Here is a 21,228-nt window from a genome sequence, read left to right as displayed (position 1 = left end):
GGGCCGCTCCTAGTGACGAATGCGTGGATTGATGAAGCCGTAGAGCAGGTCGACGGCGAGATTGACGAGCATGACGATGCCCGCGATCAGCAGCAGACCGCCCTGCACCACAGGATAATCGCGCTTGAAGACGGCGTCGATCATCCACTTGCCGATGCCCGGCCAGGAAAAGATGCTTTCCGTCAGGATGGCGCCGCCGAGCAGCACGCCGACCTGCAGGCCGATGGTGGTGACGACTGGGATCATGGCATTGCGGAGCGCATGCACGGAGACGACGCGCAGCGGCGCGAGGCCTTTGGAGCGGGCGGTGCGGACATAATCCTCACCCAGAACTTCCAGCATGGCCGAGCGCGTCTGCCGGGCGATGACGGCGAGCGGAATGGTGCCGAGCACGATGGTCGGCAGGATCAGCGAATTCAGCGCCGAGGCGAAGGCGCCCTTTTGACCGGACAGGAGGCTGTCGATCAGCATGAAGCCGGTGACCGGCTTGAAGAAATAGATGAGCCCGATGCGGCCGGAAACCGGCGTCCAATGCAGATAGCCGTTGAAGACGATGATCAGCAGCAGGCCCCACCAGAAGATCGGCATGGAATAACCGACAAGGGCCACGCCCATCACGCTCTGGTCGAACCATGTGCCGCGCTTGACGGCGGCGAAAACGCCTGCCGGAATGCCAAGACAGATCGCCAGGATCATAGCGCAGATCGACAGTTCCAGCGTTGCCGGGAAGAAGGTCAGGAAGTCGGTCAGCACGTCGCGCTTGGTGGTGATCGAAGTCCCGAGATCGCCGTGCAGCGCACTCCAGATGTAGTGGCCGTATTGCATGACCAGCGGCTGGTCGTAGCCGAGATCATGAGAGATCTGGGCATGGCGCTCAGGCGACATGACGCGCTCGCCCGACAACAGCATGACGGGATCGCCGGGAAGCAGGCGGATGAAGGAGAAAGCGACGATCGATACGCCGAGGAATGTCGGGATCAGCACCGCAAGGCGGCCGAAAAGAAATCGCAACATGGCAGATGTCCAAAGTTTTCCGGCGGTCAAGCAAATTGCCTGACCGCCGGTTTCACCCGGCTCTCGACCGGGTATTTCAGAGCGTGTCCGTTATTCGGCGATATCGACGCCGTCGAAGCGGTGAACGCCGACCGGATCCTGCACGTAGCCAGAAACCTTGGTGCTCATGGGAACGAACTCCTCGGAATGGTCGATGGTCATCCACGGAGCTTCGCGCTTGAAGACGACCTGCGCCTGTTCGTAGAGCTTAGTGCGCTCCTTGACATCGGCAGTCTGCTTAGCCTTCTTCACGAGACCGTCGAATTCCTTGTTGCACCACTGGGCGCGGTTGTTACCGCCGACTGCGTCGCAGCCGAGCAGCGTATCCAGGAAGTTATCCGGATCGCCGTTGTCGCCGGTCCAGCCGAGGATAGCCGCGCCATCGCGGTCCTTGGCGGAGGAGAGCTTCAGGTACTGAGCCCAGTCATAGGTCACGATCTCGGCCTTGACGCCGATCTTGGCGAGGTCAGCCTGCATCAGCTCGGCAGCACGACGTGCATTCAGCATGTACGGACGCGAAACCGGCATAGCCCAGATCTTCATGCTGAGGTTCTTGACCCCAGCCTTTTCAAGCATCTTCTTGGCTTCTTCCGGGTTGTACGGATCGTCCTTGATGTCCTTGTTGTAGGACCACATGGTCGGCGGGATCGGGTTGGTAGCGACCGAGCCGGAACCCTGGAAGACGGCATCGACGATCGCCCGCTTATCGACAGCCATGTTCAGCGCCTTGCGCACTTCGGCCTTGTCGAAGGGAGCAACCAGCGTGTTGTAGGCGAGATAGGAGACGTTCAGGCCCGCCTGTTCGAGAACCTTCAAGCTCTTGTCGGTCTGGAGATCCTTGATGTCGGCGGCGTTCGGATACGGCATGATCTGGCATTCGCCGGACTTCAGCTTCTGCGCGCGAACGGATGCGTCAGGGGTGATCGCGAAGACGAGATCGTCGATCTTTTCCTTGCCCTTGAAGTAGGTTTCATTCGCCTTGTAGCGGATGACGGCATCCGGCTGATAGGCGACGAAGGTAAACGGACCAGTGCCGAGCGGCTGCTGGTTCATCTGCTCCATCTTCTTGTCGGCCTGCAGCTTGTCTGCATATTCCTTCGACAGGATCGAAGCGAAGTCCATGGCCAGGTCGGCGATGAACGGCGCTTCCGGACGATTCAGCACGAACTTGACGGTGAGGTCATCGACCTTGTCGACCGACTTGATGAGGGTCGGGAAGCCCATGCCCGCAGCATATTCATAGGAACCGCCGGCGACGTACTTGGCCCACGGGCTGTCTTCCTTGAGCTGGCGGTTGAACGAGAAGACGACGTCGTCAGCATTGAGATCGCGCGTCGGGGTGAAGTAATCGGTGGTCTGGAACTTCACGCCCTTGCGGAGCTTGAAGGTGTATTCCTTACCATCCGGGGAAACAGTCCAGCTTTCGGCGAGGCCAGGCTCAACTTCGGTGCTGCCGTGCTTGAACTCGACGAGGCGGCTATAAACCGTACGCGAAGAGGCATCGAAGGTGGTGCCGGCGGTGTAAATTCCCGGATCGAAACCTTCCGGCGAACCTTCCGAGCAATAGACGAGCGTTTTGGACCAGGCGGACGTCGCCATGACCGAAGCCAGGGCGGTCACTGCCAACAGGACAGAGATCTTTTTCATGATGTCGTTTCCCAGGTTTGTTATTCTTTTGAAGCCGTGGATCCCCTGAGGTTCCCTTCCGGATCGCGCCGATGGAACGCTATTTAATGTGTGAAAGCAACACGCCCCGCCCAAAATTTTTCCAAATTATAGAGTTTGGAAATTTTCCTATAAAAATGGTCTTGGATTGGTAACAATCTGACGAAATCGCGCCTCTTTTCGACGCATTTCGGATAATTTTACCCTTGCCTCTTCGCAAACATTAACGATTGGCGACAGAATTTACCTGACGGCACAAACGAAAAATCCGCGGACACCTCAAGGCGCCCGCGGATTGGGAAACTGCGTAAATTTAGGGAGGATCAGGCGGCCGGTGCCGTGATCGCTGGCTTCTTGGCGATTGCTCTGTGATCGTTCTCGGTCAGACCGAGCAGGAAATTGATCTGCGGACGGGCCTTGACGAGATCGTCGATGGAATATTCGGTCAGCACGTCGAAGAAGGCGTTGAGCGCCTTGCGCAGCGCCGAGTTCAGGCCGCAGCTATCGACCAACGGGCATTCGACGACACCTTCCTCGAAGCATTCCGCCATCGCGAAACTATCTTCGGTCACCTTGACGACATCGAACAGGCTGATGCTGGCCGCCGGCTTGCCGAGACGCACGCCGCCATTGCGGCCACGCACGGTCTCGACGAGACCAGCCTTGGTGAGCGGCTGCAAAATCTTGAACAAAAACAGCTCGGAAACACCATAGGCTTTTGCGATTTCCGGGATGCGGCTCAAGTGGCCATCGTTGGCGGCGCAATACATGAGCATGCGCACTGCGTAGTTGGTCTGCTTGGTCAAGCGCATGCCGATCTCCTGGAATCAAGGCCGCATAGGACGGTTCGACTGGTATATAGTGCCTTTCGTAGTTTTGAACAATTCCAAAATATGAAAATCACATTCACGTTATTCTGATGGGGGGACTCAGCCCTTTCCTGCTCCCGCCCTAAGCTCCCTGGCGTAATCGAGAATAGCCTGCTTGCGCTCCGGCGTACCCGGATGGGTCGACAGCATGCTGGTATCGGAATGATCGCCGAGTTTCGTTTCCAGAGTATCGAAGAAGCGCGACAGTGCTGTCGGGTCCATGCCCGCTTCCTGCATCAACTCGACCGAACGGCGATCGGCTTGGGCTTCGGCAGAGCGGGAATAGGCAAGCGCCAACAAGCCGCCCCCCTGGGTCAAAACATCCTGCACGCCGGAACCGACGTCGCCGGCAATCAGCAAGACCAAACCGGCGACGCCGGCGGCGCGGTAAAGTTGGCGGAGGCTATGCTTGTATTCGACATGGCCGATCTCGTGGCCGAGAACGGCGGTGATCATTTCCGTATCGCCGCCGGCAAGGTTCACCAATTCGTCGGTCAGGACCAGATTGCCGTCCGGCAACGCGAAGGCATTCGGGCCGACGACGCCACCTCCGCGAAAGTTCAGCTTATACCGGCCGACACCGCCCTCCGCATGGGTTGCGATCTTTTCGAATTGATCGGCTATTTCCTTACGCCTGGCTTCGGGCAGCTTGCTCGGGCTGAGCGTCACCTGATCCAGCGTCTTCAACGTCCCCGCGGACATCATCTCCGGCACGACCGGCGGCGTCACCAGAACGGCGACCTCCACCAGCGCCGGCAAAGCGTAGTGATAAATGGTCGACGCCAGCACGATCGTCGCAACGGCGAAGGCGATCATGCGCGGGCGCACAATCTCCAGCCGGTGTACAAAACCGCTGCGCCCCTCACCGCGGCCTTGGAGATAAGCGTCGACGGCATCATTATCGCGCGTTTCGAACACCGACTCGTTGCCGAAAACAATGCGCCGCGGAATGGAGCCCACGCGTGGACTGATTTCGATATCGGAACGGATGCCCCAGGCGAGGCGCTTGTCCTTTTCGTCGTCCTCATCCGAGAGGACGGTGAGCGAACCACCGATGTCAACCAGCCGGGCGGCAACCGCCCGGCTGGAATGGGGCGGATGCCAGGTGCCCGTGGCAATTGATGCCGGATCAGAAACCAAAGTCGAAGCCATCGACATCAAGATATTCCGCACTAATGACGCCGCCAGTCGAGCGGATCTGGTCGAAAACCACGCCGATCTCGCCGTCAATGCTTATTGCGGTGTGTTCTGCTAAAAGCCGCTGCATCTGTACCGCAGCCCATGGACGCATCAGGCCCAGCGTTACGAACGTCAGCACCGTATTGACGACGACAACCCAAATATACTCCCCGCGACCAAGGTTGCTACGGAGCTGATGGCGATGATCGATCATTGCTGCCGACCAGACGATGTTGCGGATCGAGGCCCGATAATAAAGGCCGGCGAATACGTATCCGAGCAGGCCAATGGCAAGCCCGACATATGCCGGACCAAGACCAGCATCTGAACCCATTGGGACATTGCGAAAGGCGCCTAAAACGCCCAAAACGAACCCCATGACTGCACCGCCTGCAATGGCGATCGCGATCATGGCACCGAAAACCTTGTAAATCGCACTCAATCGAGGCTCGGTCGAGAATGATCGGTCTCCATAACGCAAATTGTCGAAGATGTACTTATAAAACCAACGACTTGCGACTGGAGACGCCAACCCGAACGAGATCACCGTTACCAAGGCACCTAAGAAGATCGCCTTAAATGCACCTCCATAGGTTCCGACGAAATCGAAGCGCACATTGCGATAGCTCGTCACGCGCGCATTGAACTTCAGGCCGCGCATGAGAAACCATGGGAATACCACCAGCATCACCGGCCAAATTGCCAAGGCGGCCAACGGTGCCACATGCGAAAGGATATTTAAGGCGATGAGAAAGCCGAACACGATCAGCCGTCCGATCAGTATCTGTTTGCCCTTGGCATGATATTCAAAGGTGTGGCCCAGCAGGACCGTATTCCCATAGAAATACCGGTTGCGGCGTACCTTCGCCCAGGCGGAATAAATGCCCAGCGTAACGATCGTCAGCAGGATGTTGACGATCCAGATGCCGAAATACTCTTTGCTGCTTCCAGTAAATGATGCACGTTGAAAAAAGTGCTTATTTCCAATGGGATAATGCTGTTCAACAACTGCCATAATTCCCTGCCCCCACTATTGCCGTTTTCTGGCTGCTTACGGGAAGCAGCCAGAACGATTACCAGCTACCGCGACACATCCATCCCTTGCGTCAACAGATGTGTCGCCGCTATAAATTCTCTCTATCGTTGCATTTGAGAGCAGGAAATTCAGCTATAGGCAATGGGAAAATTAAGAACCGGGATAGGCAATGCGGCCGTGTCACAACTCAGACTGAGACTGCGACTTCAATGCCACACCCCCCGACCCGCCTTTAACTCACCGAAACCCAGACCGCCATCTCACAGCCGCCGGGCTCGCGGAAATGAAAGCGCCGGCCGCCGGGGAAGTCGAAGGCGGGCCGTGTGACGACCCCGCCGGCGAGTTCGACGGCGCGCTGTGCCGCTTCCAAATCCGTCGTGCGCACGACGGGAAGCGGTGCGTCGGTTGCCGCTGCCGCGTCACCCTGGATGCCGGCGTCGATGCCCGCCGCTTCGATGGCGTGATAGGTCGGTCCGTAGCTGACGAAGCTCCACTCGAAAGCTTCCTCGAAAAAACGGCGGGTCTTCAACCCGTCGGTCGACGGAAATTCGAGATAGTCGATCTGATAGGTCACGGGCATCACACCGTCCTCCGGTTGTTCTTGTTTTGTTCTAAAACAAAATACACCGTCCAGCAAGATGACTCAGCAGAAAATAACCGCAACAAAAAACCGCCGCCCAATTCAGCCTCAAATCGGCATTGGACGGCGGCTCGTATCAGACGATATCGAAGAACGTTACTTCATCGTCGGCATGACGAATTCAGCCCCGCCCTTGATGCCGGACGGCCAGCGGGCGGTGATCGTCTTGGTGCGGGTCCAGAACTTGATCGAGTCCGTGCCGTGCTGATTGAGGTCGCCGAAGCTGGACGCCTTCCAGCCGCCGAAGGAGTGGTAGGCGAGCGGAACCGGGATCGGAACGTTGACGCCGATCATGCCGATGTTGATGCGCGAGGCGAAATCGCGGGCGGCATCGCCGTCGCGGGTGTAGATCGCGACACCATTGCCGTATTCGTGCTTCATCGGCAGATCGAGCGCTTCTTCGTAGTTCTGGGCGCGGACAACCGAGAGGACCGGTCCGAAGATTTCGGTCTTGTAGATGTCCATGTCCGGCTTGACGTGGTCGAACAGCGTGCCGCCGACGAAATAGCCGTCCTCATAACCCTGCAGCTTGAAGCCGCGGCCATCGACCACGAGCTTGGCGCCTTCCTCGACACCGCGGTCGATCAGGCCGTTGACGCGGTTATACGCATCCTTGATGACGAGCGGGCCCATATCGGCCTTGTCATCGGTGTAGGGGCCGATGCGCAGGGATTCGATCTTCGGCACGAGCTTTTCGACCAGGCGATTGGCGGTGTCTTCGCCCACCGGAACGGCAACGGAGATTGCCATGCAGCGCTCACCGGCCGAACCATAGCCTGCGCCCATCAGGGCGTTGACGGCCTGATCCATGTCGGCATCCGGCATGATTATCATGTGGTTCTTGGCGCCGCCGAAGCACTGCGCGCGCTTGCCGTTCATCGCCGCCGTGCCATAGACATAGCGGGCGATCGGCGTGGAACCGACGAAGGAAACGGCAGCGATATCCGGATCGGCCAGGATGGCGTCGACGGCTGCCTTATCGCCATTGATGACGTTCAGGATGCCTGCGGGCAGACCGGCTTCGATCATCAGTTCGGCGAGGCGGAGCGGCACGGACGGATCACGCTCGGACGGCTTCAGGATGAAGGCGTTGCCGCAGGCGATCGCCGGGGCAAACATCCACATCGGGATCATGGCCGGGAAGTTGAACGGCGTAATGCCGGCGCCGATGCCGACCGGCTGGCGGATGGAATACATGTCGATCGCCGGGCCGGCGCCTTCGGTGAACTCGCTCTTCTGCAGATGCGGGATGCCGCAGACGAATTCGCAGACTTCCAGGCCACGGAGAACGTCGCCCTTGGAGTCCTCGACCGTCTTGCCGTGCTCCTTGGAGAGCAACAGAGCCAGCTCGTCCATATGCTGGTTCAGGAGTTCGACGAACTTGAAGAAAACGCGAGCGCGGCGCTGCGGATTGGTGGCGGCCCATTTCGGCTGCGCGGCCTTGGCGTTTTCGACGGCTGCGCGGATTTCCTCGACGCTGGCGAGCGCGACGGTCGCCTGCACTTCGCCGGTTGCCGGATTGTAGACGTTGCTCGTGCGGCCGCTGGTGCCAGCGACGTGCTTGCCGCCAATGAAATGACCGATCTCTTGCATGGATGTGCCTCCTCGTTTTCTGGAATGGTGACAGGATCGCACTTCAATTTGCACAAATCAATGAGCTGTTATAAGCAACCGTTGTGCAGAAATTAAAGCCCTGGATGTGCATATGGATTGGGATGATGTCCGCATGTTCCTCGCTGTTGCCCGCACGGGACAGATCCTGGCGGCCTCGAAACGGCTTGGGGTCAACCACGCGACGCTCTCCCGGCGGGTGACGACGCTGGAGGAGCGGCTGAAGACGCGGCTGCTGGTGCGCCGCACCAATGGCTGCGATCTGACCGCCGAGGGCGAAATCTTCCTGCATGCAGCCGAGCGCATGGAAACCGAGATGCTGCGCGCCCAGGCAAGTGTCGGCCATCTCGACAGCGCCATTACCGGCACGGTGCGCATCGGCGCGCCGGACGGTTTCGGCGTCTCCTTCCTCGCCCCCCGTTTGGGCCGGCTGATTGCGCGCTATCCGGAACTGCGCATCCAACTGGTGCCGGTGCCCCGCTCCTTTTCGCTGTCGCAGCGCGAGGCGGATATCGCCATCACGCTGGAACGCCCCGAACAGGGTCGTCTGATCTCATCCAAGCTGACAGACTATACGCTCGGCCTTTACGCTTCGAAGGCCTATCTCGATCAGGCAGGCCTGCCGGACAGCGTGGAGGCACTGAAATTGCACCCGCGCATCGGCTATGTCGAAGACCTGATCTTTACCGCATCCCTGAATTTCTCCGGCGAGATCATGCGGAGCTGGGACGCATCGTTCGAAATCTCCACCTCCATCGGCCAGACGGAAGCGGTGCGCTCCGGCGCCGGCATCGGCATTTTGCACGATTACATCGCCAGGCAATATCCGGAGCTGATCCGCATTCTTCCCGATGTCTCGATCAAACGCGCCTATTGGACCATCTATCACGAAAGCGCCCGCGATCTGGTGCGGGTGCGCACCGTCGCGGATTTTCTGCAGGAGTTGGTGAGCGAGGAAAGGCGGATGTTTTTCTGAAGCAGTCAGGCCTCTAAAGCTCGTCGCGATCTTTCAGATTCGCTCCCGCGCTTTGGCTGCTTGTTTTTGCATGTCGTTTTCGCAAGACCGCCGGACACTTTTGCGCAACATGCGTTAGGCATGCTTCGGCGGCTCTTCGTTCTCATCGGGATTGGGAACGGGAATTTCATCCGGCAGCCTGTCGGGATCCGGCTCCTCTATCGGCGGCACGGGTGCCCAGCCGGGACCGGGCATCGGTGGCTTTTCGGGAATCGGCTCGCGTGGCACGGACATGGCCAGGTCCTTCTGTCTTATTGTTGATATGAACAGAACGACGGCGAACAGGCAGGGTTCCACAGGAATTCCAGCCGCCCACCGAGAACGCCATGGCCTGGCTCCCCTGCCCCGGCATGAATTCCCGTTTCATTTGCGCACGGAACCAGTTCGTGCATAAGTAGAATAATAGACTTTCGTTTTCATCCAGGCAGGGTCCGAGGGGCGCTTGATGTTGAAAGGCGGGGTATTCTTCGCGGCGCTCGCCGGCGGTCTCAGCGCATGCACGAGCATCGACTATTCGCAGCTCCCCCCGGAAAAGGTTCGACCAGGTGCGCAACGTGTCGTTCAAGGACTCCGCGGATATCCTCGGCGAAGCCATCCAGGGATTGGTGAAGGCGAACAAGGTTCAGCGAAACGATGTGGCCGGGACGGCCATCACTGCAGCGGTCGGCAGCAGCATCGCCGATAACCTCTGGAACAAGAAGGGGGCGTGTGCCGCCTCCAAGGTCAGCCCCGAGGATATCGCGGCGGTCAAAAAAGCCATCCCTGGCGCTGCCCAGCCCGCCGCCAGAAGGACATTCAGGGTGCCGCCCGAAACGCCCGCAATACCGCCCCGCGGCCGCGCCAAGATCGTCTCGCGGATCACGTTCTAGGAGTGTCTTTGGGCGAGCACCAGAGATGCGCGACCGCATCGAGGTGACACGGCGCTGGACAAGGGCCGGTCGTGGCCTAGAATCCTAAGAACGTCTCAGGGAGCAAAGATCATGAGCGAGAAAAAGAAACCGAAGCTGACCGAGAAAGAACGCAAGGAGCAGGACGATTATCTCGAAGAGGCGCTTGAGGAGACCTTTCCTGCGAGCGATCCAATCTCACCGGGACATGTCGCAAAGAAGCCTGAGGACAAGAAATAGCCCGCCGCTGATATCCGGCTGCCTGCTATCGTTTGATCTATGGGGAGAAATGGTACGGTTGGGGGGTCTCGAACCTCCGACCTCAGGTGCCACAAACCTGCGCTCTAACCAACTGAGCTACAACCGCACATGCTCGCGTCGCCGCGAACGGGGGTGACATACGAGGACTTTGAAATTATTTCAAGTCCTATCTCCCTGCAATATGAAAAAGCTGGGCATGACCGCCTTCCAAAGCACATATCGCAGTCGGACGAGCCTGCGAAAAGCGTTGTGAGGCTGAATCAAAAACGTCCCGTTTCCAGTGTTCACCTGAAAACGGGACGTTCCGATCTTGGGAGGTTTTTTAAGAATTAGGCAACCTTGAAGGAGGACATGGCCTTTTCAGCAGCGTCCTTGGCCGGCTTTGCCAGCTTTTCGGCAACCTTCTTGGTGGTTTCCTGGATCGACTTGGCCTGCTCGACGGTAACTTCAGCCTGCTTGCGGATGAAGGAGGTCTGCAGTTCGAAGAGTTCGGCGACGGACTTGACGCGAAGCAGAGCTTCCATGTGCGCCAGCGAGCTTTCAGCATTGGCGCGCAGCACGTCGATGGTCTTGAGCCCGATTTCCACGGAGCCAGCCTGGGCGGTCTGGACAGTGGCCTCGAGGGTCTTGCCAGCGTCTTCGGCAGCCGTCTTCATCTTGGCGAAGGCTTCCTTGGACTGTGTAGCGCCCTTTTCGGCGAAGTCGCGGAAGGATTCAGAGAGCTTGGACGGGTCGAATGCAGCCGTTGAAAAAACGTCGTCTTTCTTTACAGTAGCCATGATAGCGCTCCTATACGGGCCCTCCTCAGAGGCGCCCTTGGTGAATTGATTGAGCCCTATATAATATAAACTATTGTGCAGTGCAACATCTTTTTTGCGATGCACAACGCGTTAACCCTTCCAGTCAAAAACCTGGCCCGTCGCTGGACCTGAAACCGGGGCGCCGTTATTAATAAAGCGTTAAAGTAAGAGAGGCGATCACGCCCGCAAAACAGGTCGGAACATGCCCGCAATTCAGTATCCGTTCATTGACATTGCCGTGCACCCCCGCGTTCGGGAGCGTTTTGCGCGCGGCGAAGCCATGGTGCTGTTTTCGACCGGCTTGGATCGCGTGCTCTGGGCCAACGGCGCCGGCGCCAACCTCTTCGGCTACGATATCATCTACGATTTCCTCGACCAGGGACCGAAGACCGGCGATGTCTCCTTCCGCCAGATCGAGGCGACGGCGCGCGGACTTGGTGCGGTCGGCGACCAGCGCACTTTCCTGATCCGCATGGCCTCCGGCTTCCAGCGCTCGGTCGTCAATGCCGCGGTCGAAATCATCCAGGTCCAGGCCGGTGAAGAGGCGGTCCTGTTTTCTTCCCCGGTCTCCTCCAAACCGCTCGCCGCGGCCGAGAGTGCAAAACGGATGATCGACGGCTTCGACGATCCCGATACGCATATGGCCGTGATCGGCCGCGACGGCGAAGTCATCGCCGCTTCCGCCCGCTTTGATGCACTGGGCGTGACGCCGCAAACCGCAAGGATGTTGACGACCATGGCGGGGGCACAGGCGGAGCGGCTTATCAAGCGGCCGATCCCGACCGGCCATGGCTATCTGCCCGCCGCCGTCGGCAAGCTGTCGGAAATCCCTGCCCTGCATCTGCTCTTCGTCGTCGATACCGCAGCCGGTGGTCTCGACCCGACGGCAAGCCTCGGGGCCGAAGCATCTGCCGGCTCCGCAACGGGCGCCGCGATCGAACCGGAAGCGGAAGAGGCGCGGAATGAGCTGGAGACAGCAGCGGCTGAGGAGATGCCCGTTGCCGACGCAGCGCCTGCCCCAGAAGTTCTCTCCCCTGAGGTCATCGACGCGGTGGCCGATATCGAGGACATCGAGCATGCGCCGGAAACATCTGGCGCCGACCATGAAGAGGTACATGCACACACCGATGCCGTCGGTCAGAATATCGACGCGCTGGTGATGATGGATGGCGTGACGCCCGAACAGATCGAGGCGGCCGCCCATGCCGACGAGCTTGTACCAGAGGCCGATGACGATCTCCGACCGAGCACCGGAGAAAAGCGGGCGGAGGATGCTGAAGCCGGCGCTGAGCCCGTCGCAGCCGAGGCAGGCGTTCCCGAAACCGACCAGTTGGAGGGTTTCACCTTCAAGCGCAGCGGCCGCGCCACGCGCTTCGTCTGGAGGATCGACGCCGAAGGCCGCTTCAGCGAAGTCTCGCGCGAGTTCGCTGAAGCCGTCGGCCCACATGCCACGAAAGTAACCGGCGTCGCCTTCGCTGACATCGCCAAGCATTTCAATCTCGATCCGGACGGCAAGATCGCCGAGCTTCTGGCCCGGCGCGACACATGGTCCGGTCGGACGATCTACTGGCCGGTGGAAAATACCAACCTGGTAGTGCCGGTCGATCTGGCTGCGTTGCCGACCTATACGCGCAGCCGCGAATTCGACGGTTTCAGAGGCTTCGGCGTCGTCCGCCTGTCCGATGCCATAGAAGATCCGATGAAGCTTGGCTTGCGGCTGGATGGAGAGGACGAACAGGCGGCACCGGGCACTGTTGACAAGCCAACCGTCGAGACGGCTGCGCCGGCAATTACCGAAGAAGCATTGCATGACGCGACGGAGGAAAATGTCGCCGCAGAAGAGGAGACGGCTCGCGAAGCAGGACCCGAGGCAACGAACGAACCCGTTGCCAGGGATGACGAGCCGCCTGCCCTGAAGATTGCCGAGACGCCGAACCGCCGGGAATCCGACAAGGTCATCCGGTTGCACGAGCGCCGCATGCAGACTCCAGGCGGCTTGTCATTGAGCGAACAGGCAGCCCTCCGCGAGATCGCCCGGCAGCTCGACCCCTTCGGCAAACGCGCCGAGCCGCCGAGCGGCGAGCCTGAAACGACAGAACAGTCCGAAGAGGTGGTGAGCATCTCCCCGCTGCCGAATGCTGCGGATGAGGTTCTGTCCGATGCTGTCGAGGCGCCGGCCGACGATATTGCTGCCAAAGATCAGTCGGAAAGCGGCGACACTGCACAATCCGAACAGGACATGCCGGCGCCTGTGGCCGAGGCAGAAAAGCCTGAAGAAAACATCGACCCGCTTGAAGTCTTGAGCACCGCCATTCCGCCGCGCGTGAAAATGCGTGACGGCCTGTCGGCCGAGATCGTCGATCAACTGCCCCTCGCCATCCTCGTGCATGCCGGCGACCGGCTGATCCACGGCACCCCGGAATTCCTGCGGCTGACGGGCTATGAAAGCCTCACGGACCTGGACCATGTCGGCGGGCTGGATGCGCTGCTGCAGCGCCATGACCTCGAAGGCAAGACCGAGCAGCCGGGGACGATGATGGTGGTGCGCGCCGACGATACGCTCGTGCCTGTTACCGCGCGGCTGCAATCGATCCGTTGGGAAGACGGCACCGCTTTGATGCTGGCGCTGATGCCGCTCGAAAAGAGCGAGGCCCCTGCGCCGGAGCCCGTGCCGGAAGAAGCGCGGCCGGAACGCATGGTCGAAAAGCTCGCCAAGCTGCAGGTCGAAATCGAAGAGCTGCGTTCGACGCTGGAAACGGCAACGGATGGGGTCATCATCATCGGGCAGGAGGGCGAAATCCGGTCGATGAACCGCTCGGCAAGCGCGCTCTTCAACTATGACGACCAGGAAACCCGTGGCAAACCTTTCGTCATGCTTTTTGCACATGAGAGCCAGAAGGCCGTGCTGGACTATCTCGGCGGTCTCTCCGGCCATGGTGTCGCAAGCGTGCTGAACGACGGCCGTGAAGTGATCGGCCGCGAGGCATCGGGTGGCTTCGTGCCCTTGTTCATGACCATGGGGCGCCTAAACTCCTCGAACGGCTATTGCGCCGTCATTCGCGACATCACGCAGTGGAAGCGCACCGAGGAAGAGTTGCGCAATGCCAAGCGCGCGGCGGAGACGGCCAATGCCCACAAGACCGATTTCCTTGCCCGCGTCAGCCATGAGATCCGTACGCCGCTCAACGCCATCATCGGCTTTTCCGACATGATGGCCGGCGAGCGCTTCGGGCCGATCGGTCACTCCCGCTATATCGAATATGCTGCGGATATTGGCCGCTCGGGCCGGCATGTGCTCGACATCGTCAACGATCTCTTGGACATCTCCAAGATCGAAGCCGGTGAGATGGACCTGGAATTTTCGTCCGTCGGCCTCAACGAGGCAATTGCCGAAGCCGTATCGCTGGTGCAGCCGCAGGCCAACAGCCAGCGTGTCATCATCCGCACGGCGCTGTCGCAAGCCGTGCCGAATGTCGTGGCCGACCTGCGCTCGATCAAGCAGATCGCGCTCAACATCCTGTCGAATGCCATCCGCTTCACGCCATCAGGCGGCCAGATCGTCGTGTCCACCTCTTACGAAGGCAATGGCAGCGTCGTCATGCGCATCCGCGATACCGGCGTCGGCATGACCCGCAGCGAGCTGGAGCAGGCGATGAAACCCTTCCGACAGGTCTCGACCAATGCCCGCAAACGCGGCGACGGCACCGGCCTCGGTCTGCCGCTGACCAAGGCCATGGTCGATGCCAACAGGGCAACCTTCTCGATCAATTCCGCGCCGAATGAAGGCACGCTGGTCGAGATTACCTTCCCCTCGCCGAGGGTGCTGGCGAACTGAGAGAGATCGCCAGCTCGTCATCAGAACCAGAGATCGCGCACGCACCGTCCTTTCGAAGGAAGGTCTTCAAACGTGTCGAGCCCATCGAAGTGATCGATAGGCAGGTCGGAGACGAGATCCGGTGGAGCAAGCCGGAGATTGACGGCAATGCGTCGGCGGCCATCCTTTTGAAGCCTCAGGCCGCGCCAGCTCAATACACAGGCGCAGGACGGGCAGAACAATATTTCGAGAGAAGACTTCTCCCTGCCGGCGCGCGTATAGGAAGCGGTCTGCCCGGTGACGGAAATCCGCCCCCCTTCGTAGTCATAGGCCCACAACGCGCCGTAGCGCCGGCAGAGCGTGCAATTGCAGGCCGTGATCGAGCCTGGATCGCCTTCGAGCGTCCAGCCTGCCTTGCCGCAGTGACATGAGCCGATCAGCATGAGCATGCCGCTCCATTCCGGTGCCCGTTCGAAGGCGGCATTCTGCCCCAGTCGCGAGATCCCTGCAAATCCCCTGTCAGCTCGCCAGAGCCAGCCCGCCGTAACGGCTGATTTCGCTTTCGATCTCCGCCACAAGCGTATCGAGCGCCGGATTTCTCACCTTGCGGCCGCGGCGCACCACATAGGCCAAGGCAGGCGGTGCCGGCAGGCCATGAGTGATGATCTCCATTTCGGGCTGCAGGTGACGGCCGTTCAGAAGCGCCACGCCCAAGCCCGAAGTAACAGCCGCGACGATCCCCGCCGCGCTCGCGCATTCGAATACGGTTTCGAGAACCACCCCGCCGTCCTGTCCGATATCGAGCGCCCAGCGGCGATAGAAGCATTCATCGTCGAAGGACAGAAAAGGAACTGGCTCGCCTGGCGGCAAGGAAAGGTCCGGATGCTTGACCCAATGAAGCGCCTCCCGGAAGAGAACGACATCGGTCGGGCGGACCTCATGGGCGAAAACCTGCACGATGGCGGCGTCAAGCTCTCCCCGCTCGAGCATGCCCCTGAGAATCAAGCTCATGCGGACCTTGGTGCGAACAGAGACATTCGGATGCAGCCGGCGAAATCGCCCCAATATCCGGGCAAGGTCTGTGCAGGTCGTATCCTCGGTCAGGCCAAGGGCGACGCGCCCGGCAAGCGATGTCTTCGACAGGCTCAACAGCGCCTCGTCATGCAGGCCGAGGATGCGCCCGGCATAGTCAAGCAGATCCTCCCCGGCCGCGGTGAACATCGACGCTCCAGGCTTGCGGCTCAGCAGATCGCAATCGAGGCTCGTCTCAAGCCGCTTGATTTTATGACTGACGGCGGATTGCGACAGGCCCAGGGCTTCGGCCGCGCGGGTAATGCCGCCGTGATGGCGGATCGCCCATAGCGCGCGCAACGCGTCGATTTCCAAACGTCGGCTGGTGAACTCGGTCATGGCAAACTCGGCCCGCATGATAGTCTCGCAGAGAGAATGCATATTCCGACAGCATCTGGCAAATATTCATTAGTTCTAAGACTGATATGTCATGCGATGATCGATATTTGTCATGTGTAATCGAATTGGCCCTGGCCTATGGCTGAAAGGCAGGTGACATTCAACCGAGAGCCTTATGACTGACCAGCCCCTCTCCCGGCCCATATTAAATAACAGCCGCTTCCTTTGGCCGTTGATGGCGACGCTGCTGATCTTTAGCTGGAGTTCCGGCTTCGTCGGTATTCGTTATGCCAGCCAGGAGGCCAGCGTCATACTGGTCCTGTTCTGGCGGACGCTGCTGTCGGGATTGGTCCTGCTGCCTTTTGCATTGGCGATCGGGCCACGGATGCGGCTGCGCGCGATAGCGGATCAGATGTTGTTCGGCGTGATGTCTGTCTTCCTCTATCTCGGCGGCTTTGCGCTGGCGATCGAACAGCGGGTACCGACGGGGCTAGTGGCGCTGATCTCCGATCTCCTGCCGCTGGCGATTGCGGCCTTGTCACAACCCGTCTTGGGGGAACGGCTGAGCGGGCGCCAATGGCTGGGAACGGCGATTGCTGTGGCCGGCGTGTTGATCGTGTCGCTAGACAGCCTCAACTTCGGCGCGGCCCCGTTTTGGGCCTATGGATTGACGGTCGGCTCGATGCTCGTCTTTGCCTTCGCATCGGTTCTGCACAAAAGGCGGCGGACCAGGCTTATGCCCGTTCACCAAAGCCTCTGCATCCATACTCTTACGGGCTCGGTGCTGTTCGGCGTCTGCGCCATGATGCAGGGCGATCTTGCGCCACCGATGACCCGCGGTTTCGCGATCGGCATGATTTGGCTGGTGCTGATTGCAACCTTTGCCGCCTACTCGGTCTACTATACGAGCCTGCGCCTCTTCCCGGTGGCGCAGGTCAGCGCGGCCATCTATCTCAGTCCACCCGTCACCATGCTGTGGGCCTGGGCCTTATTTTCCGAACCGCTGACAACGGCGATGTTCGTAGGATTGGCGGTGACGCTGGTGGGGGTCTGGCTGACCTCGCGCGGCCCTTCAGTGGAAAAGGTCTGACGTATCCTCTTGTTCCGAAGCAGACATTTCTGCTGCGTCCGCGGACCGATCAACGGCAAGCGGCTCGTTGCAAGAAAATATCCCAGTCGTCTACTGTCATCGCGCCGTCATTGACGACGGGGATATGGACCGAGCGAAATTGGGAGACGTAGTCGTGGACGCAAACGAGGCAGCCGAAGACGGAGCGGTAGTTCCACCGGCGGGCACGCCTTGGGAGGTCTTCGGCGCATTCCTTAAGCTCGGCCTCACCTCGTTCGGCGGGCCGATCGCGCATCTCGGATATTTCCGCGACGAACTCGTGGCGCGGCGGAAGTGGATCGACGAAAAGGGTTATGCCGATCTCATTGCCCTCTGTCAGTTCCTTCCGGGACCTGCCTCGAGCCAGGTCGGCTTTGCCATGGGCTTGTTGCGGGCTGGCCCGCTGGGCGCGCTTGCGGCATGGAGCGCTTTTACGCTTCCATCGGCACTGATCCTCTTTATCTTCGCCACCGCGGCCACTGCCCTCGACAATCCCCTCGGGCAGGGTTTGCTGCATGGGTTGAAGCTCGTTGCCGTGGCTGTTGTCGCCCAAGCGGTCTCGGGCATGGCAAAATCGCTGACGCCAGACCGGCCGCGCGCCGGCATCGCGCTCGCGGCGATTTTCATGGTGACGTTTGGCGGGACGCTCGGCCAGCTCGGAGCCATTGTGCTGGGTGCCGTTTCAGGACTTGCACTTTGTCGCGGAGCTGTGGTCGGGCACAAGCCAAGTCTTTCGTTCGGAATATCCAGATCTGCAGGCCTCTTTTGTCTGCTGGCGTTCGTGCTTTTGTTATTCGGGCTGCCGCTCGTTGTTTCGGCTCTGGATTGGCAGGGGCTGCGTCTCTTCGATGCCTTCTATCGTTCCGGCGCACTCGTGTTCGGCGGCGGGCATGTCGTGCTGCCGCTGCTTCAGGCAGAGGTGGTGAGGCCGGGCTGGATATCGGAAAACGCCTTCCTTGCCGGCTATGGCGTTGCGCAGGCCGTACCCGGCCCGCTCTTCACCTTTTCGGCCTATCTCGGGGCGGCGATGGTGCCCTCTCCCCAGGGCCTTGCAGGCGCAGTCATCTGTCTGCTCGCTATTTTTCTGCCCGGCTTTCTGCTGCTCGTCGGCACCTTGCCTTTCTGGGACAGGCTCAGCACCTATCCGCTGGCTCAGGCGGCCATGCGCGGCGCAAACGCAGCCGTGGTCGGCGTGCTGGGCGCCGCCCTCTATAATCCCGTGTGGACCAGTGCGGTCCTCTCATCAGCCGATTTTGCCCTTGCCCTTTCCGGCTTTCTTCTACTGGTGGTGTGGAAGGCGCCGCCATGGATCGTCGTTGTACTAATGGCCGCCGGCGCGCTTATTTTGCAAATGGCGTAGTTTCCGCATGTTATGGGCTGGGCCTACTCTCCGAGGGCTTGGTCACCCGGGCGACGGTGCCCGTCACGAAACAAAGACGGTCCAGCCAACGCCCAAAGCGGCAGATGCCAATAGGGTTGTTATCACCGACATCCTCAGACGGAAGATGGCTGTCGCGGCCAAGAGAGTCAGTACCAGCGAGGGCAATGAAAGTGAGGTTAGGACGGGTGCATCCATCGTCCAAGAGCCATAGGTGAAACTTGTGGTCTCGCGGAACAGCACATGGAGCCCGAACCAAATCGCGAGGTTCAAGATGACGCCTACGACCGCTGCCGTTATCGCTGACATGACACCGGTCAGAACGACATTGCCGCGCATCTTCTCGATGAATGGCGCGCCTGCGAAAATCCAAAGGAAGCTCGGTAGGAACGTGACCCATGTTGTGAGCACGGCGGCGAAAGTTGCTGCTGTAAGAGGGCTGAGAGTCCCGGGATTACGATAGCCTGCCAGGAACCCAACGAACTGCGTCACCATGATCAACGGTCCAGGAGTCGTTTCCGCCATCCCCAGACCGTCCAGCATCTCACCCGGCCGCAGCCAGCCCAACTGCTGTACCGCCTCCTGTGCGACATATGCCAGCACGGCATACGCACCTCCAAAGGTTACGATTGCCATCTCGCTGAAGAATATCCCGATCTTGGAAAAGACGTTGTCGGGGCCGAGCGTGATCAGGATGGCAGCAACCGGGATAAGCCACGCGGCGGCCAGCGCACCTGAGGTCTTGAGAGACCAGGCGAGGTTTGGTCGAGCGTGCAGAGGAATCTCCTCGCCAAGAACGGAGTCCTTGTCTTCCAGGATTGCCTCGGAGCCCGACTTGTGCCCGCCGCCCGCCTTGAAGGCCGCTACCCCTCCGCGAGAGGCAAGGTAACCGATAAGTCCCGCCCCAACGATGATTAGCGGAAACGGAACGTGCAGGAAGAAGATCGCAACGAAGGCGGCAGTGGCCAATGCAATCATAGTCCTGTTTTTGAGGGCTCGGCTACCGATGCGGAAGACGGCCTGGATTACGACCGCCAGCACGGCGCATTTGAGCCCGAAGAACATGCCTTCAATGAAGGTCAAGTTCCCGAACAAGACGTAGATGTAGCTGAGTGCGAGGATCGCAAGGAAGCCTGGCAGGACGAACAAACTGCCCGCGATCATACCGCCCAGGGTCCTGTTCAGCAGCCAGCCGATATAGATGGCAAGCTGATGTGCTTCTGGCCCCGGCAGCAACATGCAGTAGTTCAGAGCATGAAGGAATCTATGCTCTCCTACCCACTTCTTCTCGTCAACGACGATGCGGTGCATAACGGCGATTTGTCCAGCAGGCCCGCCGAAGCTCAGGGCGGCAACACGGGTCCAGACCTTGATAGCCTCGCCGAGCGGGACAACATCCCAGTCAGCCGAGTTTGATCGCGCTGCCGCGTTCTTTACGAGGTCGGTCATAGGCTCTCATGCCTTCCTCGGGTTGGGCCAATTGTGCGTCTCTTCTGTCGCATCACGACACCAACGATAGAAGGCATCATATAACGTCATGCCGGCTTCCAATTGCTCCAAGTCGTCGTTGAACATCCGCGAAAGCCCGAGCGAGGCTGCGAGCAGTCCGGATACTTCAGGTGCCAGGTCGGGTCGGGCGGTATCGGCGCCTCGAACGATGGTTGCAAGATGAAGGAGGGGCTCGGTGCCGAGGCCGAACTCTTCGATCATGACATCGAAGGTGCACAGCTCGCCGCGATGTCTCCAAAAGACATCCTCGATGTCGAAGGGCATCGCCTTGAAGCGATCAGCGACCGCTAAAACTTCAACTGCCGGGGCGAACAGAAAGATCGCTGACGGATCGATAAAGCGCCGGATCAACCATGGGCAAGCGATGCGATCGATCTTCGGCCGTGCTCTTGTGACCCAGACGGTTCGTCCCTTGGCATCTCGGGGCGGCAACTTCTCCTCGGGGACCAGTACACCCTTCGCGCTCCGTCACGCCTCGAAACCGCCTTCGAGAACCTCCGCCTCCTTTCCGAAGACACGAAGATAGGCAGCGACTCCGTGACCGAGTTTCTGTCCCTTCTGACAGAGGACGATGGCTGGCCCAGCCAGTTCGTTCGTCCAGTCGGTTACCGTTCGATAATCGCGACGGATCGAGCCGGGAATAAGACGGGGATCAGCAGCGAAATCCTCGTCGTTGCGGACGTCGATGATCGTCGGCGAGTTGGGCGTGCCGATAATACGATTCAGCTTGTCGGGTGTAATTTCCAGAAATGACGGCATAACGCGTCCTCCGTTGGCTCGGGTTCCAGGACGCGATTCTTCAGCCGTGGCCTCATGGGGTGATCGCAACCCCATGGACAATCTTCTGCCGGACGTGATCCAAATGTCAAGCCGAATAACCGCCTACCGCGCTCAGCAGACATTTTCTCAACTTCCGCAGCCGACTCCTATGGTGACCGTGACATGGCTGTCGCGGCAAAATATCTGCGATAGAGTACGCCGCGCCCCTATGGA

Annotated in this window: 18 protein-coding genes, 1 tRNA gene and 1 pseudogene; 6 read left to right on the top strand and 14 right to left on the bottom strand. The window is 59.8% G+C overall.

Going from position 1 to position 21,228, the window contains the following annotated elements; all coding sequences use genetic code 11:
- Window positions 1–9 precede the first annotated feature (9 nt).
- The 7 genes from GGD50_RS00530 to GGD50_RS00500 form a co-directional block, all read right to left on the bottom strand.
- Window positions 10–1,014, bottom strand: coding sequence for an ABC transporter permease subunit (locus GGD50_RS00530; protein ID WP_107107091.1), 1,005 nt, complete (start codon window positions 1,012–1,014; stop codon window positions 10–12).
- A 90-nt stretch (window positions 1,015–1,104) separates the two neighbouring features.
- The gene (locus GGD50_RS00525) at window positions 1,105–2,700 is read right to left on the bottom strand and encodes an ABC transporter substrate-binding protein (protein WP_107107090.1); all 1,596 of its coding nucleotides are present in this window, start codon (window positions 2,698–2,700) and stop codon (window positions 1,105–1,107) included.
- 341 nt (window positions 2,701–3,041) lie between these two features.
- The gene (gene rirA, locus GGD50_RS00520) at window positions 3,042–3,530 is read right to left on the bottom strand and encodes an iron-responsive transcriptional regulator RirA (protein WP_107107089.1); all 489 of its coding nucleotides are present in this window, start codon (window positions 3,528–3,530) and stop codon (window positions 3,042–3,044) included.
- A gap of 117 nt (window positions 3,531–3,647) precedes the next feature.
- Entirely contained in the window at window positions 3,648–4,745 is a 1,098-nt protein-coding gene (locus GGD50_RS00515) for a M48 family metallopeptidase (RefSeq protein WP_107107088.1), read from the bottom strand.
- A complete protein-coding gene (locus tag GGD50_RS00510; RefSeq protein ID WP_107107087.1) occupies window positions 4,717–5,781 on the bottom strand; it encodes a YjgN family protein in 1,065 nt (354 codons plus the stop codon). The genes GGD50_RS00515 and GGD50_RS00510 overlap by 29 nt, the downstream gene beginning before the upstream one ends.
- Before the next feature lie 253 nt (window positions 5,782–6,034).
- Window positions 6,035–6,382 carry a VOC family protein gene (locus tag GGD50_RS00505; RefSeq protein ID WP_107107086.1) on the bottom strand — a complete coding sequence of 116 codons (348 nt, stop codon included), beginning with the start codon at window positions 6,380–6,382 and terminating at the stop codon, window positions 6,035–6,037.
- 156 nt (window positions 6,383–6,538) lie between these two features.
- Window positions 6,539–8,035 (bottom strand): CoA-acylating methylmalonate-semialdehyde dehydrogenase, encoded by a 1,497-nt coding sequence (locus GGD50_RS00500; protein ID WP_107107085.1) that lies wholly within the window; start codon window positions 8,033–8,035, stop codon window positions 6,539–6,541.
- Between the two features lie 112 nt (window positions 8,036–8,147).
- Here GGD50_RS00500 and GGD50_RS00495 point away from each other — a divergent pair, with 112 nt between their 5' ends.
- Window positions 8,148–9,029: a LysR family transcriptional regulator gene (locus tag GGD50_RS00495; RefSeq protein ID WP_107107084.1), complete on the top strand. Its 882-nt coding sequence runs from the start codon at window positions 8,148–8,150 to the stop codon at window positions 9,027–9,029.
- A 114-nt stretch (window positions 9,030–9,143) separates the two neighbouring features.
- On the opposite strand, the gene GGD50_RS00490 is transcribed toward GGD50_RS00495, so the two are convergent.
- Window positions 9,144–9,302: a hypothetical protein gene (locus GGD50_RS00490; RefSeq protein ID WP_181316006.1), complete on the bottom strand. Its 159-nt coding sequence runs from the start codon at window positions 9,300–9,302 to the stop codon at window positions 9,144–9,146.
- A gap of 311 nt (window positions 9,303–9,613) precedes the next feature.
- Between GGD50_RS00490 and GGD50_RS00485 the strand changes: the two genes are divergently transcribed.
- Window positions 9,614–9,937, top strand: a complete 324-nt coding sequence (locus GGD50_RS00485; protein WP_107107082.1) for a hypothetical protein — start codon at window positions 9,614–9,616, stop codon at window positions 9,935–9,937.
- A gap of 111 nt (window positions 9,938–10,048) precedes the next feature.
- Window positions 10,049–10,195, top strand: coding sequence for a hypothetical protein (locus GGD50_RS00480; RefSeq protein ID WP_181316005.1), 147 nt, complete (start codon window positions 10,049–10,051; stop codon window positions 10,193–10,195).
- Window positions 10,196–10,245: 50 nt separating this feature from the next.
- On the opposite strand, the gene GGD50_RS00475 is transcribed toward GGD50_RS00480, so the two are convergent.
- Together GGD50_RS00475 and GGD50_RS00470 are read right to left on the bottom strand one after the other, a co-directional pair.
- Window positions 10,246–10,322 (bottom strand) — tRNA-His (locus tag GGD50_RS00475).
- A 223-nt stretch (window positions 10,323–10,545) separates the two neighbouring features.
- Window positions 10,546–10,995 (bottom strand): phasin, encoded by a 450-nt coding sequence (locus GGD50_RS00470; RefSeq protein WP_107107081.1) that lies wholly within the window; start codon window positions 10,993–10,995, stop codon window positions 10,546–10,548.
- Window positions 10,996–11,218: 223 nt separating this feature from the next.
- Between GGD50_RS00470 and GGD50_RS00465 the strand changes: the two genes are divergently transcribed.
- On the top strand, window positions 11,219–14,851 hold the full coding sequence (locus GGD50_RS00465) for an ATP-binding protein (RefSeq protein WP_107107080.1): 3,633 nt from the start codon (window positions 11,219–11,221) through the stop codon (window positions 14,849–14,851).
- A gap of 20 nt (window positions 14,852–14,871) precedes the next feature.
- Here GGD50_RS00465 and GGD50_RS00460 read toward each other — a convergent pair whose 3' ends face one another.
- Window positions 14,872–15,273 (bottom strand): GFA family protein, encoded by a 402-nt coding sequence (locus tag GGD50_RS00460; RefSeq protein ID WP_107107238.1) that lies wholly within the window; start codon window positions 15,271–15,273, stop codon window positions 14,872–14,874.
- A gap of 76 nt (window positions 15,274–15,349) precedes the next feature.
- Window positions 15,350–16,240, bottom strand: coding sequence for a LysR family transcriptional regulator (locus tag GGD50_RS00455; RefSeq protein WP_107107237.1), 891 nt, complete (start codon window positions 16,238–16,240; stop codon window positions 15,350–15,352).
- Between the two features lie 175 nt (window positions 16,241–16,415).
- Here GGD50_RS00455 and GGD50_RS00450 point away from each other — a divergent pair, with 175 nt between their 5' ends.
- Together GGD50_RS00450 and chrA (GGD50_RS00445) are read left to right on the top strand one after the other, a co-directional pair.
- On the top strand, window positions 16,416–17,330 hold the full coding sequence (locus GGD50_RS00450) for a DMT family transporter (RefSeq protein WP_107107079.1): 915 nt from the start codon (window positions 16,416–16,418) through the stop codon (window positions 17,328–17,330).
- Between the two features lie 124 nt (window positions 17,331–17,454).
- Complete coding sequence (chrA, locus tag GGD50_RS00445) at window positions 17,455–18,708, top strand: chromate efflux transporter (RefSeq protein ID WP_107107236.1); 1,254 nt, start codon at window positions 17,455–17,457, stop codon at window positions 18,706–18,708.
- A gap of 63 nt (window positions 18,709–18,771) precedes the next feature.
- Here chrA (GGD50_RS00445) and chrA (GGD50_RS00440) read toward each other — a convergent pair whose 3' ends face one another.
- Both chrA (GGD50_RS00440) and GGD50_RS00435 read right to left on the bottom strand, forming a co-directional pair.
- On the bottom strand, window positions 18,772–20,175 hold the full coding sequence (gene chrA, locus GGD50_RS00440; protein WP_107107078.1) for a chromate efflux transporter: 1,404 nt from the start codon (window positions 20,173–20,175) through the stop codon (window positions 18,772–18,774).
- A 6-nt stretch (window positions 20,176–20,181) separates the two neighbouring features.
- Window positions 20,182–20,994, bottom strand: a pseudogene (locus GGD50_RS00435) (chromate resistance protein ChrB domain-containing protein).
- Window positions 20,995–21,228: the final 234 nt, after the last annotated feature.

It is taken from the genome of Martinezella paranaensis, assembly GCF_014200235.1.
GTDB lineage: Bacteria > Pseudomonadota > Alphaproteobacteria > Rhizobiales > Rhizobiaceae > Rhizobium > Rhizobium paranaense.
The sequence above is the reverse complement of the archived record's forward strand: the minus strand, read 5'-3'. Positions and strand labels throughout refer to the sequence as shown.

Excerpts from the sequence above, each read along its gene's own strand:
- GGD50_RS00460 (WP_107107238.1), bottom strand. The coding sequence starts at position 15,273 with ATGCTGATCGGCTCATGTCACTGCGGCAAGGCAGGCTGGACGCTCGAA.
- GGD50_RS00510 (WP_107107087.1), bottom strand. The coding sequence starts at position 5,781 with ATGGCAGTTGTTGAACAGCATTATCCCATTGGAAATAAGCACTTTTTT.
- GGD50_RS00490 (WP_181316006.1), bottom strand. The coding sequence starts at position 9,302 with ATGTCCGTGCCACGCGAGCCGATTCCCGAAAAGCCACCGATGCCCGGT.
- GGD50_RS00530 (WP_107107091.1), bottom strand. The coding sequence starts at position 1,014 with ATGTTGCGATTTCTTTTCGGCCGCCTTGCGGTGCTGATCCCGACATTC.
- GGD50_RS00495 (WP_107107084.1), top strand. The coding sequence starts at position 8,148 with ATGGATTGGGATGATGTCCGCATGTTCCTCGCTGTTGCCCGCACGGGA.
- GGD50_RS00470 (WP_107107081.1), bottom strand. The coding sequence starts at position 10,995 with ATGGCTACTGTAAAGAAAGACGACGTTTTTTCAACGGCTGCATTCGAC.
- GGD50_RS00455 (WP_107107237.1), bottom strand. The coding sequence starts at position 16,240 with ATGACCGAGTTCACCAGCCGACGTTTGGAAATCGACGCGTTGCGCGCG.
- GGD50_RS00465 (WP_107107080.1), top strand. The coding sequence starts at position 11,219 with ATGCCCGCAATTCAGTATCCGTTCATTGACATTGCCGTGCACCCCCGC.
- chrA (WP_107107078.1), bottom strand. The coding sequence starts at position 20,175 with ATGACCGACCTCGTAAAGAACGCGGCAGCGCGATCAAACTCGGCTGAC.
- rirA (WP_107107089.1), bottom strand. The coding sequence starts at position 3,530 with ATGCGCTTGACCAAGCAGACCAACTACGCAGTGCGCATGCTCATGTAT.
- GGD50_RS00450 (WP_107107079.1), top strand. The coding sequence starts at position 16,416 with ATGACTGACCAGCCCCTCTCCCGGCCCATATTAAATAACAGCCGCTTC.
- GGD50_RS00500 (WP_107107085.1), bottom strand. The coding sequence starts at position 8,035 with ATGCAAGAGATCGGTCATTTCATTGGCGGCAAGCACGTCGCTGGCACC.
- chrA (WP_107107236.1), top strand. The coding sequence starts at position 17,455 with ATGGACCGAGCGAAATTGGGAGACGTAGTCGTGGACGCAAACGAGGCA.
- GGD50_RS00505 (WP_107107086.1), bottom strand. The coding sequence starts at position 6,382 with ATGCCCGTGACCTATCAGATCGACTATCTCGAATTTCCGTCGACCGAC.
- GGD50_RS00515 (WP_107107088.1), bottom strand. The coding sequence starts at position 4,745 with ATGTCGATGGCTTCGACTTTGGTTTCTGATCCGGCATCAATTGCCACG.
- GGD50_RS00480 (WP_181316005.1), top strand. The coding sequence starts at position 10,049 with ATGAGCGAGAAAAAGAAACCGAAGCTGACCGAGAAAGAACGCAAGGAG.
- GGD50_RS00525 (WP_107107090.1), bottom strand. The coding sequence starts at position 2,700 with ATGAAAAAGATCTCTGTCCTGTTGGCAGTGACCGCCCTGGCTTCGGTC.